Origin of the sequence: Streptomyces aidingensis (genome assembly GCF_900112355.1) — a bacterium.
Classification (GTDB): domain Bacteria; phylum Actinomycetota; class Actinomycetes; order Streptomycetales; family Streptomycetaceae; genus Streptomyces; species Streptomyces aidingensis.
Map to the genome: position 1 here is coordinate 405,677 of NZ_FOLM01000002.1, position 14,296 is coordinate 419,972.

General features: G+C 73.0%; 13 protein-coding genes. 9 read left to right on the plus strand and 4 right to left on the minus strand.

Annotated features, from left to right (window positions below; translation table 11 throughout):
- Nucleotides 1-2 precede the first annotated feature (2 nt).
- Nucleotides 3-644, minus strand: coding sequence for an HAD family hydrolase (locus BM242_RS06345; RefSeq protein ID WP_093837658.1), 642 nt, complete (start codon nucleotides 642-644; stop codon nucleotides 3-5).
- A 72-nt stretch (nucleotides 645-716) separates the two neighbouring features.
- Here BM242_RS06345 and BM242_RS06350 point away from each other — a divergent pair, with 72 nt between their 5' ends.
- A complete protein-coding gene (locus BM242_RS06350; protein WP_093837659.1) occupies nucleotides 717-917 on the plus strand; it encodes a hypothetical protein in 201 nt (66 codons plus the stop codon).
- A 3-nt stretch (nucleotides 918-920) separates the two neighbouring features.
- Here the strand turns inward: BM242_RS06350 and BM242_RS06355 are convergent, their stop codons facing one another.
- Both BM242_RS06355 and BM242_RS06360 read right to left on the minus strand, forming a co-directional pair.
- Complete coding sequence (locus tag BM242_RS06355; RefSeq protein ID WP_093837660.1) at nucleotides 921-1,490, minus strand: TetR/AcrR family transcriptional regulator; 570 nt, start codon at nucleotides 1,488-1,490, stop codon at nucleotides 921-923.
- Nucleotides 1,491-1,599: 109 nt separating this feature from the next.
- Nucleotides 1,600-2,742 (minus strand): hypothetical protein, encoded by a 1,143-nt coding sequence (locus BM242_RS06360; protein ID WP_093837661.1) that lies wholly within the window; start codon nucleotides 2,740-2,742, stop codon nucleotides 1,600-1,602.
- 310 nt (nucleotides 2,743-3,052) lie between these two features.
- Between BM242_RS06360 and pstS (BM242_RS06365) the strand changes: the two genes are divergently transcribed.
- From pstS (BM242_RS06365) to pstS (BM242_RS06390), 6 genes are all read left to right on the plus strand, one after another.
- A complete protein-coding gene (gene pstS, locus BM242_RS06365; RefSeq protein ID WP_093837662.1) occupies nucleotides 3,053-4,189 on the plus strand; it encodes a phosphate ABC transporter substrate-binding protein PstS in 1,137 nt (378 codons plus the stop codon).
- A gap of 98 nt (nucleotides 4,190-4,287) precedes the next feature.
- Entirely contained in the window at nucleotides 4,288-5,253 is a 966-nt protein-coding gene (pstC, locus tag BM242_RS06370; RefSeq protein ID WP_093837663.1) for a phosphate ABC transporter permease subunit PstC, read from the plus strand.
- Entirely contained in the window at nucleotides 5,253-6,332 is a 1,080-nt protein-coding gene (gene pstA / locus BM242_RS06375; protein WP_093837664.1) for a phosphate ABC transporter permease PstA, read from the plus strand. Before pstC ends, pstA begins: the two co-directional genes overlap by 1 nt.
- Before the next feature lie 32 nt (nucleotides 6,333-6,364).
- Nucleotides 6,365-7,144 (plus strand): phosphate ABC transporter ATP-binding protein PstB, encoded by a 780-nt coding sequence (gene pstB / locus BM242_RS06380; RefSeq protein WP_093837665.1) that lies wholly within the window; start codon nucleotides 6,365-6,367, stop codon nucleotides 7,142-7,144.
- A 313-nt stretch (nucleotides 7,145-7,457) separates the two neighbouring features.
- The gene (locus BM242_RS06385; protein WP_245833863.1) at nucleotides 7,458-8,360 is read left to right on the plus strand and encodes a response regulator transcription factor; all 903 of its coding nucleotides are present in this window, start codon (nucleotides 7,458-7,460) and stop codon (nucleotides 8,358-8,360) included.
- Nucleotides 8,361-8,878: 518 nt separating this feature from the next.
- Complete coding sequence (gene pstS / locus BM242_RS06390; protein ID WP_093837666.1) at nucleotides 8,879-9,976, plus strand: phosphate ABC transporter substrate-binding protein PstS; 1,098 nt, start codon at nucleotides 8,879-8,881, stop codon at nucleotides 9,974-9,976.
- Between the two features lie 60 nt (nucleotides 9,977-10,036).
- Here pstS (BM242_RS06390) and BM242_RS06395 read toward each other — a convergent pair whose 3' ends face one another.
- On the minus strand, nucleotides 10,037-10,795 hold the full coding sequence (locus BM242_RS06395) for a GntR family transcriptional regulator (protein WP_093837667.1): 759 nt from the start codon (nucleotides 10,793-10,795) through the stop codon (nucleotides 10,037-10,039).
- 138 nt (nucleotides 10,796-10,933) lie between these two features.
- Here BM242_RS06395 and BM242_RS06400 point away from each other — a divergent pair, with 138 nt between their 5' ends.
- The gene (locus BM242_RS06400) at nucleotides 10,934-11,599 is read left to right on the plus strand and encodes a hypothetical protein (protein ID WP_093837668.1); all 666 of its coding nucleotides are present in this window, start codon (nucleotides 10,934-10,936) and stop codon (nucleotides 11,597-11,599) included.
- A 26-nt stretch (nucleotides 11,600-11,625) separates the two neighbouring features.
- Complete coding sequence (locus tag BM242_RS06405) at nucleotides 11,626-14,214, plus strand: helicase-associated domain-containing protein (RefSeq protein WP_093837669.1); 2,589 nt, start codon at nucleotides 11,626-11,628, stop codon at nucleotides 14,212-14,214.
- The last annotated feature ends 82 nt before the right edge of the window (nucleotides 14,215-14,296 follow it).

The following is a 14,296-nucleotide window of genomic DNA, read 5'->3' on the forward strand; positions in this document are numbered from 1 at the left end:
GCTCACCGCGGGGCGCGGGCGGCGAGCCAGCCGTCCAGCCAGCCGGGGAACTCCGGCAGGCCGCCGTCCAGCACCACATCGGCCCCGGCGGCGCGCAGCTCGCCGGCGCCGATGGGACCGGTGGGCACGGTCACCGAGAGGGCGCCGGCCAGCACGGCGCCGCGCACATCGCCGACATGGTCGCCGACATAGACCGCGGCGTCGTGCGCGCGCAGCGCCTTGGCCTTCTCCTCGGCCCAGAGCCGGCCGACGAGGTGATCGACGGGCAGGCCGAGGTGGTCGAGATGCAGGCGGGCGTTGGGCCCGTACTTGGCGGTGACCACCAGCACCCGGCCGCCGTGCCGGTGCACCGCGTCGATCGCCTCCCGGGCGCCCGGCATCGCCGGGGTCGGCGCCACGGCGTGCTCGGTGTACAGCTCGCGGAAGCGGTCGCCGACCGCCGGGACGCGCTCGGCCGGGAACCAGTGCGCCAGCTCGTGCTCCAGCGGCGGCCCCAGCCGGCCGGCGGCCAGCTCGGCGTCGATCCGTACCCCGGTCTCGGCCGCCAGGGCCAGATAGGTGGCCCGGATGCCCGGCCGGGAGTCGATGAGCGTCATGTCCAGATCGAACCCGACCGTCGGCCCGCGCTGTTCTCGATCTTGCATGCCCCCAGTCTCCCCCGCATGCTGGTGCTCCCGCCGCGCCGCCCCCCCTGTGCGCCGACCCGAGGAGCCGCCATGGCCAAGGTCACCATCACGCTCGACGCCGACCTGGCGATCGAGGTGATGCTGCTGTCCGGGACCCGGAGCCCGCAGGACGCGGTCGAGCTGCTCGTGCTCGACTATCTTCAGCAGGCACGCCGCACCGAGGCCCGCACCGGCGAGGAGGACCCGGCCCGCCGGCACGCCGTCCCGGAACCGCCTCCGCCGGTTGACTGAGCGCTACGGGTAGGCGCTGTCCAGCAGGTCCTCGGTGGCGGCGAGCAGGGCCTGGCGCTTGTCCTCGGGGGCGCCCTCGATGCCCTTCAGGGCGAAGCTGCCCAGATGCATGCACAGCAGCGCGCTGACGCTGCGCACCTGGGAGGCCATGGGCGCGTCCGGGTCCTTGAACAGATCGACCAGCGCGCTCACCCGCTGCTTGAAGTCCTGGCCGACGCTGAGATCACGCAGCGTGGCCTGGTTCTCCTGGAGGATGTGGAACAGCGGGGCGGCGTCACCGGCGATCCGGCTGTAGCGGCTGAGGAGTTCCCGCTTGACGGCCCGGGTGCGCGGCTGCTCGCGGCCCCAGGCGATCAGCCGGTCCACCTTCGCGCCGACCTCGGCGAACAGGCTGACCAGGATGTCTTCCTTGGTCTTGAAGTGGTAGTACAGCGCCGCCTTGGTGACGCCGAGCTCGTCGGCGATCTCGCGCAGGGAGGTCTTCTCATAGCCCCGCTCCATGAAGAAGGCCAGGGCGACGTCCTGGATGCGCTGCCGGGTGTTGCCCCGGCGGGGCTGCGGTGAAGTGACCATCGGGGTGGCGCTCCTTGTCGCGTCGGCCGCCCCGCGGACGGCCGCTCGGCGGCATCGGCTCCCATTCTAGTCACTAGCCGGTCGGCAAGTAAGTGACCGGGGGGGCGGATCAGCCCTTGGCCGGCGGGCGGCGCAGGGCACGCCAGAGCAGGAACAGCGCGCTGGCCACCGCGGCCAGCCGGAGCAGCAGCGGGAAGTTCTCGGACAGCCCGGTGGGGATCGCGTCCTCGGCGACCGGGTCGCCCCAGTAGCCGTTCATCCGGCCGAACAGCCAGATCACATAGCCGCCGAAGACCCCGCCCAGACCGCCGAAGACGGCGATCTTGGCCTCGGTGCGGGTCAGCCGGGGCGCCCAGTAGGCGATCAGCCAGCCGGCGATCAGCGCCAGCACATTGCGCAGCACCGTGCCGCCCAGCAGCAGGGCGACGGCCAGCAGTTCGAAGAAGCCGCCGGCATGCCTGCCGCCGGCGGCGCGGCGCAGTGCCCGGGCGCCGCGGCGGGCCCGGGACGCCTTGCGCACGGGCTGCGGCGGCGGGGGCGGCGGTGGCCGCTCGGGCTCGGCCTCGGGCCGGGGCACGGACTTGCGCAGGGAAAGCCGGGGTATCCGCGGGCCGCGCCGGGCCGGTCCCGGCCGCTCACCTTCATCGGCACCGGCACCGGCACCGTCACCGTCACCGTCACGATCGTCGTGCTCGTGCCCGCCCTCGCCGTCCGGTCCGCGCTCCGGGCGCGGCTCCCCGGCCTGGCCGGGGTCACGGTCCGCGGCCGGCTCACGGGCCGCGGGCAGGCGCTCGTCCTCGTCGGTGTCGGCCTCGGGGTTCAGCATCTCGGGCACCGTGATGCCGCCGACAAAGCCGCCGATCCGGCCGGCCGGCCAGGCCGCCTCGGCGCGCGGCTCCCCGGCGGGGGCGTCCCGCGCCGGGCGGGACCGCGGCACCAGCGGGACCTCGGACGCCTCCGGGGCTTCCCCGGCGGCCGGCACCTCCGGCATCGCCCGGGGCGCCGGCGGGGCGCCGGCGGCCCGGCCGGAGGCGTCCGCCACCACATCCTCGGGGCGGCCCATGCCCCGCAGGATGCGCCTGACGTCCTCGCCCTTCTCCTCGCCGGTCACCGCCGAACGCCGCCGGCCGATCTCGTCGCGGAGCCGGGTGACCAGTTGCCGGCGCTCGTTCGCGGACATGCTGGTGGCCTGGGCCAGGTCGCCGACCTTGCTCAGATAGTCCAGGACAAGCCGCTCACCTTCGATGCCCACGTCCCGAATGGTAGTGAACCGCCCCGCTCCGCCACAGGGGTTGCCGCCCGGGAGGGGCAACGGAGCGGGACGCTCCGTTCACTTTGCGAGCAGTTCACCGGGGCACATGAACCCGACGCGCCGCGACAACATCACCCTCACAGTTACGCCGCTGTTATGTGGCCGTGACGACACTTCCCGGTCGGGTTTCCATTCATGTCGCGTTCACCCGCCCTGCCCTGTGAAGTCATGTCGCCCTCTTAGCGTCCGAGCACGTGAGCATCACTCGCGTCGGCTCGGGCCGACCGCGACACTTCGGAAGAGGACAACTGTGAAGCGTACTATCCCGGGCCGTCTGCTCGCCCTCCCCGCCGCGATCGTGCTGTCCTTCGGCCTGGCCGCGTGCAGCTCGTCCAACGAGTCGGACGACGAGAACAACAACAGCAACGGGAACGGCGGCGGTGAGACCGCCGAGACCACCAGCGAGCTGTCCGGCACCCTGAACGGCGCGGGCGCCAGCTCCCAGGACGCGGCGCAGCAGGCCTGGATGGCCGGCTTCGTCGCCGCCAACCCCGATGTGACGGTCAACTACGACCCGGTCGGCTCCGGCGGCGGCCGTGAGCAGTTCGTCGCGGGCGCCACCCACTTCGGCGGCACCGACGCCTACCTGGCCGACGAGGAGCTGCAGGGCGCCATCGACCGCTGCGCCCCCGGCGAGCTGATCGAGCTGCCCGCCTACATCTCCCCGATCGCGGTGATCTTCAACCTGGAGGGCGTGGACGAGCTGAACCTCAGCGCGTCGACCATCGCCCAGATCTTCGACCAGAAGATCACCAACTGGAACGACGAGGCCATCGCCGCGGACAACCCGGATGTGGAGCTGCCCGACCAGGCGATAACCCCGGTGAACCGCTCGGACGAGTCCGGCACCACCGAGAACTTCGTGGAGTACCTGGCCGCCGCGGCGCCCGAGGACTGGACCCACGAGGTCAGCGGTGACTGGCCGGTGGCCGGCGGCGAGGCCGCCCAGGGCACCTCCGGCGTGGTGCAGGCCGTGACCAACGGCGAGGGCACCATCGGCTACGCCGACGCCAGCCAGGCCGGCGACCTGGGCACCGTCAAGGTCAAGGTGGGCGAGGAGTTCGTGGGCTACTCCCCCGACGCCGCCTCCAAGGTCGTCGAGGTCTCCACCCCGGCCGAGGGCCGCACCCAGTACGACTTCGCCTACGACCTGTCCCGTGACACCACCGAGTCCGGCGCCTACCCGATCGTGCTGCTGTCCTACCAGATGGCCTGCACCAGCTACGAGGACGCCGAGACCGCCGAGCTGGTCAAGGCCTACCTGAACTACATGATCAGCCCGGAGGGCCAGCAGGCCGCCGCCGACGCGGCCGGCTCCGCGCCGATCTCCGACTCCCTGCGCGCCCAGATCCAGCCCGCCGTGGACGCCATCTCCGCGGCCGAGTGATCTCGCGCCTCACCTGACATGTCCGGGTGGTCCCCCCGCCAGGGGGACCCCCGGACATACGGAGTTCAGGACCTGAACACCCCAGCTCACCCGCAGTCATGAGAAAGGGACAGACAGTGCCTCCCACTTCCGAGAGGACACGCACCCGCGGAGCCCCGCTGAGCCTCGGGGATCGCCTCTTCGCCGGTTCCGCCACCGGTGCGGGCGTACTGATCCTCCTCGTCCTCGCCGGAGTGGCGGCCTTCCTGGTCGCCGAGGCATGGCCGGCGCTCACCGCCTCCGAGGACGAAATACCCGGCGGCGAGGGCCTCGTCCTCTACATCTGGCCGCTGCTGCTCGGCACCCTGCTGTCGGCCACCCTGGCGCTGCTGATGGCGGCGCCGCTGGCGGTCGCCATCGCACTCTTCGTCACCCACTACGCGCCGCGCCGGCTGGCCGCGCCGCTGGGCTACATCATCGACCTGCTGGCCGCCGTGCCGAGCATCATCTACGGCCTGTGGGGCTTCAGCGTGCTGGCGCCGCAGACCGTCTCGCCCTCCGGCTGGCTGGCCGAGAACCTGGGGTGGATCCCGTTCTTCGCCGGGCCCGCCTCGTCCACCGGCCGCACCATGCTGACCGCCGCCATCGTGCTCGCGGTGATGATCCTCCCCATCATCACCGCGGTCATCCGGGAGGCGTTCCTGCAGACGCCCCGGCTGCACGAGGAGGCGTCCTGGGCGCTGGGCGCCACCCGCTGGGAGATGATCCGGCTGTCGGTGCTGCCGTTCGGCCGCTCCAGCATGATCGGCGGCTCGATGCTGGGGCTCGGCCGGGCGCTGGGCGAGACCATGGCCGTGGCGATCGTGCTCTCGGTCTCGGCGGACGCCTTCAGCTTCAACCTCATCAGCTCCTCCAATGTGGCCACCATCGCGGCCAACATCGCGCTGAAGTTCCCGGAGTCGTCGGGGGTCGCCGTCAACGTGCTGATCGCCTCCGGCCTGGTCCTGTTCGTGGTCACGCTGCTGGTCAACATGGGGGCCCGCGCGGTGATCAACCGTCGCCGTGAGTTCTCGGGAGCCAACTGATGACCAGCCTGACCAAGACCCCGACCCCGCAGGACCTGCCCGCGGTGTCCGATGTGCCGCTGACCCACGGTTCGCTGCCGCGCCGCGCCGCGCCGCTGACCCTGCTCGGCTCTGTGCTGGCCGGGCTGCTGCTGTTCGTTCTCGACTGGAGCCCGGCCTGGTGCGCGCTGCTGGCCGCGGCCGGCTACACCCTCACCGTCTACCTGTGGTCGCGGCGGGTGGAGGGCTCCCGCAAGGCGACCGACCGGGTGGTCACCGCGATCGTCACCTCCGCCTTCCTGCTGGCGCTGCTGCCCCTGGTCTCGGTGCTGATCACGGTGGTCGGCAAGGGCCTGGCCCGGTTCGACGCCACCTTCTTCACCAACTCGATGCGCGGGGTGGTGGGCGAGGGCGGCGGCGTGCACCACGCCATCATGGGCACCCTGATCATCACCGGGCTGGCCGCGCTGATCTCGGTGCCGGTCGGCATTCTGACCGCGATCTACCTGGTGGAGTACGGCCGCGGCCGGCTCGCCCGGTACATCACCTTCTTCGTCGATGTGATGACCGGCATCCCCTCCATCGTGGCCGGTCTGTTCGCCTACGCGCTGTTCGAGCTGTTCTACGGTCCCGGCGTGCGGATGGGCATCATGGGTGCCGTCGCCCTGAGCGTGCTGATGATCCCCATCGTGGTGCGGGCCACCGAGGAGATGCTCAAGCTGGTGCCCAACGAGCTGCGGGAGGCGGCCTTCGCGCTGGCCGTGCCGAAGTGGCTGACCATTCTCAAGGTGGTGCTGCCCACCGCGCTGGCCGGTATCGCCACCGGTGTCACGCTGGCCATCGCCCGGGTCATCGGCGAGACCGCGCCGCTGCTGATCGCCGTGGGCATCACCACGGGCGACAACTTCGACCCGTTCGACGGCCGGATGGCCACCCTGTCGGTCTTCTCCTACTACGAGTACGTCAGCCCCGGGGTCCCGCCCGAGCCGTCCCTGGACCGGGCGTGGTCGGCGGCGTTCCTGCTGATCATCATCGTGATGGCGCTGAACCTCGTGGCCCGGCTGGTCTCCCGCCTCTTCGCCCCCAAGACCCGCGCCTGACGCACGGCACGACTCACGCAAAGGACAGCACAGTGGCCAAGCGCCTCGACGTCTCAGACCTGGACATCTACTACGACAAGTTCCTTGCCGTGCAGGGTGTGTCGATGACCATCGAGCCCCGCTCGGTGACCGCCCTGATCGGCCCCTCCGGCTGCGGCAAGTCCACCTTTCTGCGCACCCTGAACCGGATGCACGAGCTGGTGCCCAACGCCCGGGTCGAGGGCAAGGTGATGATGGACGAGGAGGACCTGTACGGGCCGAACGTGGACCCGGTGCGGGTCCGCCGGCACGTCGGCATGGTCTTCCAGCGCCCCAACCCGTTCCCCACCATGTCGGTCTACGACAATGTGGCGGCCGGGCTGAAGCTCAACAACAAGCGCATGAAGCGCAGCGACATGGACGAGCTGGTGGAGCGCTCGCTGCGCTCGGCCAACCTGTGGGACGAGGTCAAGGACCGGCTCAACCGGCCCGGTTCCGGCCTGTCCGGCGGCCAGCAGCAGCGGCTGTGCATCGCCCGCGCGATAGCCGTGCAGCCGGACGTGCTGCTGATGGACGAGCCCTGCTCCGCCCTGGACCCGATCTCCACCGGCGCGATCGAGGACCTGATCGTGGAGCTGAAGCGGGACTACACCATCGTCATCGTGACCCACAACATGCAGCAGGCGCAGCGGATCAGCGACACCACCGGTTTCTTCAATCTGAAGGCGATCGGTGAACCGGGTGCGCTGGTGGAAATCGACGCGACCACCAAGATTTTCACCAACCCCGGCAATACCGCCACCGAGGACTACGTCTCGGGCCGGTTCGGCTGATCGGCGCATTGACGCGCGGAAGAGGAGCGACGGGCGCGTCGGGCGTGACACGGGGGCGGATTGCCGGCAACGGGGAAGTGCACCCGAGGGAACAAAGGTGTTCATCCGGCATTCACCCGCCCCCGTACGATGCGCTACCCACGGCCCGTTACATGAAGAACGTCCCGCCGGGCACGCCGTCGCGCGACTCGGGCCCACCGGGCTCCGGGGGTCGAGAAATCCATGGGCGACCGCACCCCCATGGAGACGGATGCGGTTGCCGGCCGTTGCACCGCGTTCTTCACTGCCGGCACCAACAGCGAGGGAGAGCAGCATGGGCACCTGGCCGGTCTCGGCCCAGCCGGCGTGGGCATCCGCCGGCAGACCTTTCGCCGGAGCCGGAACGGCCGGGTACCCGGCGGAGCCGGACGACGACGGCATGGCCGACGGGCGCGCCGGGCAGGCCGGGCACGCCGGGCTGACCGCCGCCGACACCCTGCCCGGCCCGCGCTCCCTCCCGCCGGAGCCGGACGGCCGGCCGTCCGGCATCCCGCTGGGCAGCCACCCGGTGGTGCTGCTGGCCGACGCCGACGAGCGCATCCGGCAGGGGCTGACCACCCAGCTCGCCAAGTACCAGGTGTCGGTGGTGCACTGCGCGGACGGCGCCACCGCCCTGCTGGAGGTGGGGCTGCGCAAACCCGATGTGCTGCTGATATCGGCCGAGCTGCCGGTGCTGGACGGTGCCACCGTGCTGCGGCTGGTGCGGCGCCGGATGTCCATTCCGGTGGTGCTGGGCGTCGGCCCGGACGACACCCATCTGGTGGCCCCGGCCCTGGCGGCCGGGGCCAGCGCCTGCGTGGCCCGGCCCTACCGGCCGCGCGAGGTGGCCCAGCTGCTCAGCCTGTCGGACCGCTCCGCGCGCAACTGGGACCAGCCGGTGGTGTGCGGGCCGCTGACCCTGGACCCGAGCACCTACGAGGTGCGGATGCACGGGGTGCCGACCGCGCGGCTGCCGCTGCGCGAGTTCCAGTTGCTGCATCTGCTGATGCAGAACGCCGAGAAGGTGATCACCCGGGAGCGGATCCGGGCCGAGCTGTGGGGCGACGGGGCGCGCCGTTCCAACACCATCACCGTGCACATCCGGCGGCTGCGCGAGCGGCTGGGCGACGACCCGCACCATCCGGACATCATCCAGACCGTGCGGGGCGTCGGTTACCGTCTGGTGCCGCCGAGCTGACCCGGGCACCGGGGACGCGGCGGGCCGTCCGGGGACGGCCCGGTGAAACGACGGTGAACAGGGCCTCCCGGCCCGGTGACGGACACCATCACAAGCGGGAACACGGGGCGGCCGAAGTCATCGGCCGCCCTTTTCCCCTGGCCTGCCCCATGGCTTTCCCCTAGCCTTCCCCTGGCTTTCCCTGGCTTTCCCACGGCTTGCCCGCGGCGCTTTCCCGCCGCCGCGAGCGCTGTTTCCGCAAGGCAGGGATATCCCCCTATCGGCGTGTTTGACAGGCGGAGTCCGGCCCGGCAGTGCGCGGGAAACCTGCCGGACGGGACGGCGGCCCGGCCGGCCGGGGGCCGATGTTCGGCCGGAATTCTCCCCGCCTCACCATGCGTGATGAATTGGCGTCACATGAGCGCCGCTCACTTCTTCATGAGCCGTCTCCTGTCGTTCACCTTCCGGCCGTCGGAGTTTCCACCGGGACTCCTAAGTTGCATCGTGGACCGGTTGGGCATACACAAGGAGCACATGACATGGGCACGTGGCGAACCCCCGCGCTCACGGCCGTCGTGACGGCCACCGCGGCGCTGGCCACCGGCTGTGGCATGGTCAGCAGTGCGAGTCCCTCCGACCAGCCCAAGCAGGAGCTGCGCACCGGCATCATCGACGGCGCCGGCGCCACGTTCCCGCATCCGCTGTTCCAGGAATGGATCAACGAGTACAACGCCCGGCAGCCGTTCGCCACGATCACCTATCAGGGCGTCGGCTCGGGGGAGGGCGTCAAGCGTTTCCTGGCGGAGGAAACCGACTTCGGTTCCTCGGACGAGTTCCTCTCCCGCGATCAGATGGCCGATGCCAAGTTGAACCGCTCCTGCGCGGCAGTGCAGTTCCCGGTGGTTTTCGGCTCGGTGGTGATCGCGTTCAACGACCGGAATCTCGACGGGCTGGTACTGACCGCCGAACTGATCGCCAAGATCTACGACCGCCAGATCACCCACTTCAACGACCCCGAGATCCAGGAGCTCAACCCGGGCCGGACCCTGCCGGCCACCGAGATCCTCCCGGTGCACCGCGCGGACGGTTCGGGCACCACCTTCGTGTTCACCCACTACCTGGCCTACGAGGTGCCGTTCTGGTCGGACGCCTACGGCGAGGGCAAGGAAGTGGAGTGGCACGCCGAGACCCTGGGCGCGGACGGGAACGACGGCGTCACCGCCCAGGTGATCGAGCAGGCCGGCGCGCTGGGCTATGTCAACCAGTCGTACGCCGTGCAGCACGGCCTGGCCACCGCGCATGTGGTGAACGCCGACGGGGAGGCGATCGAGCCGACCCTCCAGGCCACCACCGCCGCCTCCGAGGAGGCCGAGATCCCGGGCACCTTCCAGTTCACCATCGACGACATCGGCGGCGAGGGCTACCCCATCACCGGCAGCAACTGGGTGTTCGCCTACACCTGCGGCTACGACCGCGAGACCGGCACCCTGCTGCGGGACTTCTGGCGCTGGGCCGTCACCGCCGACCAGGCCGACTCCCTGGCCCTGGAGCTGGGCTACGCCCCGATGGGACCCACCCTGAAGGAGCGCGTCCTGCACCAGATCGACCTGATCAACACCGCCGAGACCCCCAACTGACCGCACTTCGCCACCGAGCGCCGCCTCCCCGGCCATGGGCCAAGGGGGGCGGCGCTCAGGTCATTCCGTTCCGGCGAGGGGCAGGTTTCCGTAGACCAGCCTGACGCGGTCGGCCGGAGTGACGACGCGGAGGAACTCCAGGGGCCGGCCCGCCGAGTCCTTGGTCAGGCGCTCGATGCAGAGCACGGGAATCTTGCCGCCGACCCCGAGCCGGCCGGCCTCCTGCTCGGTCGGCATACGGGCACTCACCGTCTCACTGGCCGTCGCCGGCACGTGTCCCGCCGCGGACAGGGCCGCATAGACCCCGCCGTCGATCTTCCGGCGCCCGGCCAGACCGGCGGATTCCGCCAGGTCCCTGGCGTACCAGGCGTGCTGGATCTGCACCACATCGTCGGGCCGGATGAGCGCGTGCCGGGTACGGCGCACCACGTCTTCGCTGCCCAGATCGCGGACTCCGGACGGCGCCCCTTCCGCCGTCTCGTGCCGGACATCGACGAGTTCCACGGATCCGTCCAAGCCCTGGGCGGCGGTGGCGGTCTCCCAGGGGCCCTTGGTGCCGCCGGGCGAGAGCACCCGGCCGTACCGGCTGAGGGGGATCAGCACCGGCGTACGGTGCCGGACGATGGTTCCCGCCTTGCGTCTGGTGTAGACGAGCCCTTTGTCGGCGAGGACCGCGATCGCGTCCCGGACGGTCTGGCGCGCCAGCCCGTACCGCTCCTCCAGTTCGCTGATCCTGGGCAGCGTCCCACCCTGGCGGAACTCCCCGGCGTTGATGCGCTGTTCCAGCTCATCGGCGAGTTCCCGATAGCCCCTCACCATGCGTGCACCTCCCCCCTCCGGCTTGTCTCCTGGCGTCAAAGCTAGCCCTGTTGACAGCACGCATCAAACAGCGGCAGGATTTTAGGGCTAGCCTTTATGTCTCCGCTGGAGGTTGCCATGCCGCCCACTCGCCCCGAGATGCCCGCAGAGCCTCTGTTCTGGGGAAAGCGGCGGCTTCCGGTTCCCTGGGCCGCCTCCTGGAGCGGGGAGCGGGTCGCCGTCAGCGGTGACCTGGTCGCGCGTCCGGACGGCACCGGCCTGGCGTACCGGGACGAGACCGCGGACGACCGGGACCGGTACGGCGTGCTGTGGGCGCGGCTGGCCGGCTCGCCCGGCAACGGGCGGCCCGCCTTCGGCACCCTGCACTCCGGACGGCAGCGGCATGCCATGCTCCGCCGGCTCTGCCAGGTGTGCGGCGGCCCCGCCGACCGCACCTCCCGAGGCTGGCTGTTCCTCCTGCCGCACTCCGGCCACCCCGCCGGCGAACCACCTGGCCGGACGGAAGGCGCCCTGTCCACCAAGCCGCCGGTCTGCCGGCCGTGCGCCGACCTCGCCGCACGCCATTGCCCGCATCTCACCGGCGCAATCGCCGTCCGCTGCCGTGGGCCCCGGGTATGGGGCGTCTTCGGCGGGCTGTGCGTACCGGCCCCCGGCGGCCGGCTCGTCTCCCCCACCGACGGGTACCTCCCCTACGGCCACCCCGCCACACCCTGGTTCCTCGCCTCCCAGCTCGTCATCCGGCTCACCCGCTGCACACGCACCTCTCTCACCGCCGAAGGCCTGGGGCGCACGGGCGACGGGTGACGGCGGGGGCCGCTACCGTTGAGCGGATGAGCACGGACAACCGCGGTGGCGCGCCGCGCACCCTCGCCGACGAGCTGCGCGCCCTGCCCGACGACGCGCTGGCCGAGCTGCTGCGGCTGCGCCCGGACCTGCTCTCGCCGCTGCCCGGGGATCTGTCCCGGCTCGCCGCCCGGGCCGGCACCCGGCCCTCCGTGCTGCGCGCCCTGGAACGGCTGGACACCTTCACCCTGCAGACCGCCGAGGCGCTGGCCGTGGCCGCCCAGCCCTGCCCGGCCGAGGCCCTGGCCCGGCTGCTGCCCGGCGGCGAACGGCGGCTGCCCGCCGCGCTGGCCGCGCTGCGCGGCCGGGCCCTGCTCTGGGGCCCGGACCAGGCCCTGCGGCTGGTGCGCACCGCCCGGGAGCTGCTGGCGCCCTCGCCCGGCCGTCCCGGCTCCACCGGCCTCGGGCCCACCCTGGCCGAGGCCACCGCCGGCTTCCCGCCCAGCCGGATGCAGGAGCTGCTGGCCGCCACCGGGCTGCCGTCCACCCATGACCCGGTGAGCGCGCTGCGCGGGCTGGAGGAGCTGTTCGCCGACCCGCGGCAGCTGGACAAGCTGCTGGCCGTCGCCCCCGAGCGGGCCCGGGCGGCGCTGGAGAAACTGATCTGGGGGCCGCCGTACGGCGAGCTGTCGCCGCAGCCGGCGCCGCATCTGCGCTGGCTGCTGGAGCGCGGCCTGCTGATCCCGGTGAACGGTGGCGGCCCCGCGGGCAGCAGCGGCGGCACCGGCGCCCGTTCCGGCGGGATGACGGTGGTGCTGCCCCGGGAGGCCGCGCTGACGCTGCGCGGCGGCCGGGCGCACCGCGCACCGAGCCCGCTGCCGCCCGAGGTGACGGTGCGCGCCCGGTACACCCCCGAGGAGGTGGACCGCGCCGCGGCCGGGCAGGCGCACACCGCGCTGACCGTGGTGGAGGAACTGCTGAGCCGCTGGGAGCAGGACGGCCCGGCGGTGCTGCGGGCCGGCGGGCTGGGCGTGCGCGATCTGCGGAGGCTCGCCACCACGCTGGAGCTGCCGGCGGCGGAGGCCGCGTTCTGGGCCGAACTCGCCTATGCCGCCGGGCTGGTGGCCTCCGACGGCGAGGCCGACGAGCGCTGGGCCCCGACCCCGGCCGCCGACGAATGGCGCGAGCTGCCGCCCGAGCGGCGCTGGGCCGCGCTGGTCCTGGCCTGGCTGCGCACCACCCGGGTGCCCGGCCTGATCGGCCGCCGCCCGCCCGCCCCGGCGGGCCCGGGGGGCCCGGCGGGGCAGGCCGGCCGCGACCAGCGGCCCCCGGTCGCCCTGGGCCCCGGCCTGGACCGCGGCCCGGCCGCGGAACTGCGGCTGGCCGCGCTGCGGCTGCTGACGGCGCTGGAGCCGGGCGCCGCGGCCGATCCGGAGGCGGTGCGGCACCGGCTGCGCTGGGAGGCCCCGCGCCGCATGCCCGAGGAGCTGCACACCCTGCTCACCGCCGCCGTCCTGGCCGACGCCGAACGGCTCGGCGTCACCGGCCGCGGCGCACCGGCCGCCCCCGTCCGGCCCCTGCTGGCCGCCCTCACCCCCGACGACACCCCGGCCGCCCCCGCCGCGGCCCGGGGGGCCGCGGGCGATGCCGGGCCGGATCCGGAGGCCGCCGTGGCGGCCGCGCTCGCCGAAAGCGCCGCACTGCTCGCGCCGCTGCTGCCGGAGCCGCTGGACGAGGTGCTGCTCCAGGCGGATCTGACCGCCGTGGCGCCCGGGCCGCTCCGGCGCGAGCTGGCGCAGGCGCTGGCCGTGGCCGCCGACATCGAGTCCAAGGGCGGCGCCACCGTCTACCGCTTCGCGCCCGGCTCGGTGCGCCGCGCGCTGGACGCGGGCTGGTCCGCCGCCGAGCTGCGCGAGTTCCTGGCCCGCCACTCCCGCACCCCGGTGCCGCAGCCGCTCGCCTATCTGATCGACGACGTGGCCCGCAAGCACGGCCTGCTCCGGGTCGGCGCCGCCACCAGCTATCTGCGCTGCGACGACGAGACGCTGCTCACCCAGCTTCTCGCCGACCGCCGGGCCGCCGCCCTGCGGCTGCGCCGGCTGGCCCCCACCGTGCTGCTCTCCCCGGTGGCACCCGAGGTGCTGCTGCAGCGGCTGCGGGAACTGGGCCACGCCCCGGCCGCCGAGTCCGCCGAGGGCGCGGTGCTGGCCCCGCGCCGCGCCGCGCACCGCACGCCCCCGCGGTCCGCCCCCGAGCCGGTGCCCGACGGCCCGCCGCCCGCCGACCGGCGGCTGCTGGCCGCCGCGGTGCGGGCGGTCCGCGCCGGGGACCACGCCGCCACCGCCGCCCCGGCCGCCGCGGCCCCGTCCGCCGCCGTCCCGGAGGGTGTCACCGATCTGGAGCTGCCGCGCCGGACCGCGGCCGAGACCCTGTCCACGCTGCGCGCCGCCGCACACCACGGCGGCCTGGTCCGGATCGGCTATGTGGGCGCGGACGGCGTGGCCGGCCGGCGCGTGCTGGCCCCGGTGCGGGTGGAGGGCGGCCTGGTCACCGCCTTCGACCACACCGCCGAGGAGATCCGCACCTACCCGCTGCACCGCATCACCGGCGCCGCCGCACTCGGCACCGAGCCGTAGCGACGCCGGACGGCCGGACGGCCGGACGGCCGGGCGGCCGGGCGGCTGGGCGGCTGTGCGGCTGGGCGGCCCGGCCGCCATA

What these genes read in the sequence shown, in the direction of transcription:
- BM242_RS06345 (WP_093837658.1), bottom strand. Translation starts at nt 644, where the DNA reads ATGCAAGATCGAGAACAGCGCGGGCCGACGGTCGGGTTCGATCTGGAC.
- BM242_RS06350 (WP_093837659.1), top strand. Translation starts at nt 717, where the DNA reads ATGGCCAAGGTCACCATCACGCTCGACGCCGACCTGGCGATCGAGGTG.
- BM242_RS06355 (WP_093837660.1), bottom strand. Translation starts at nt 1,490, where the DNA reads ATGGTCACTTCACCGCAGCCCCGCCGGGGCAACACCCGGCAGCGCATC.
- pstC (WP_093837663.1), top strand. Translation starts at nt 4,288, where the DNA reads ATGAGAAAGGGACAGACAGTGCCTCCCACTTCCGAGAGGACACGCACC.
- pstA (WP_093837664.1), top strand. Translation starts at nt 5,253, where the DNA reads ATGACCAGCCTGACCAAGACCCCGACCCCGCAGGACCTGCCCGCGGTG.
- BM242_RS06385 (WP_245833863.1), top strand. Translation starts at nt 7,458, where the DNA reads ATGGGCACCTGGCCGGTCTCGGCCCAGCCGGCGTGGGCATCCGCCGGC.
- pstS (WP_093837666.1), top strand. Translation starts at nt 8,879, where the DNA reads ATGGGCACGTGGCGAACCCCCGCGCTCACGGCCGTCGTGACGGCCACC.
- BM242_RS06395 (WP_093837667.1), bottom strand. Translation starts at nt 10,795, where the DNA reads ATGGTGAGGGGCTATCGGGAACTCGCCGATGAGCTGGAACAGCGCATC.
- BM242_RS06400 (WP_093837668.1), top strand. Translation starts at nt 10,934, where the DNA reads ATGCCCGCAGAGCCTCTGTTCTGGGGAAAGCGGCGGCTTCCGGTTCCC.
- BM242_RS06405 (WP_093837669.1), top strand. Translation starts at nt 11,626, where the DNA reads ATGAGCACGGACAACCGCGGTGGCGCGCCGCGCACCCTCGCCGACGAG.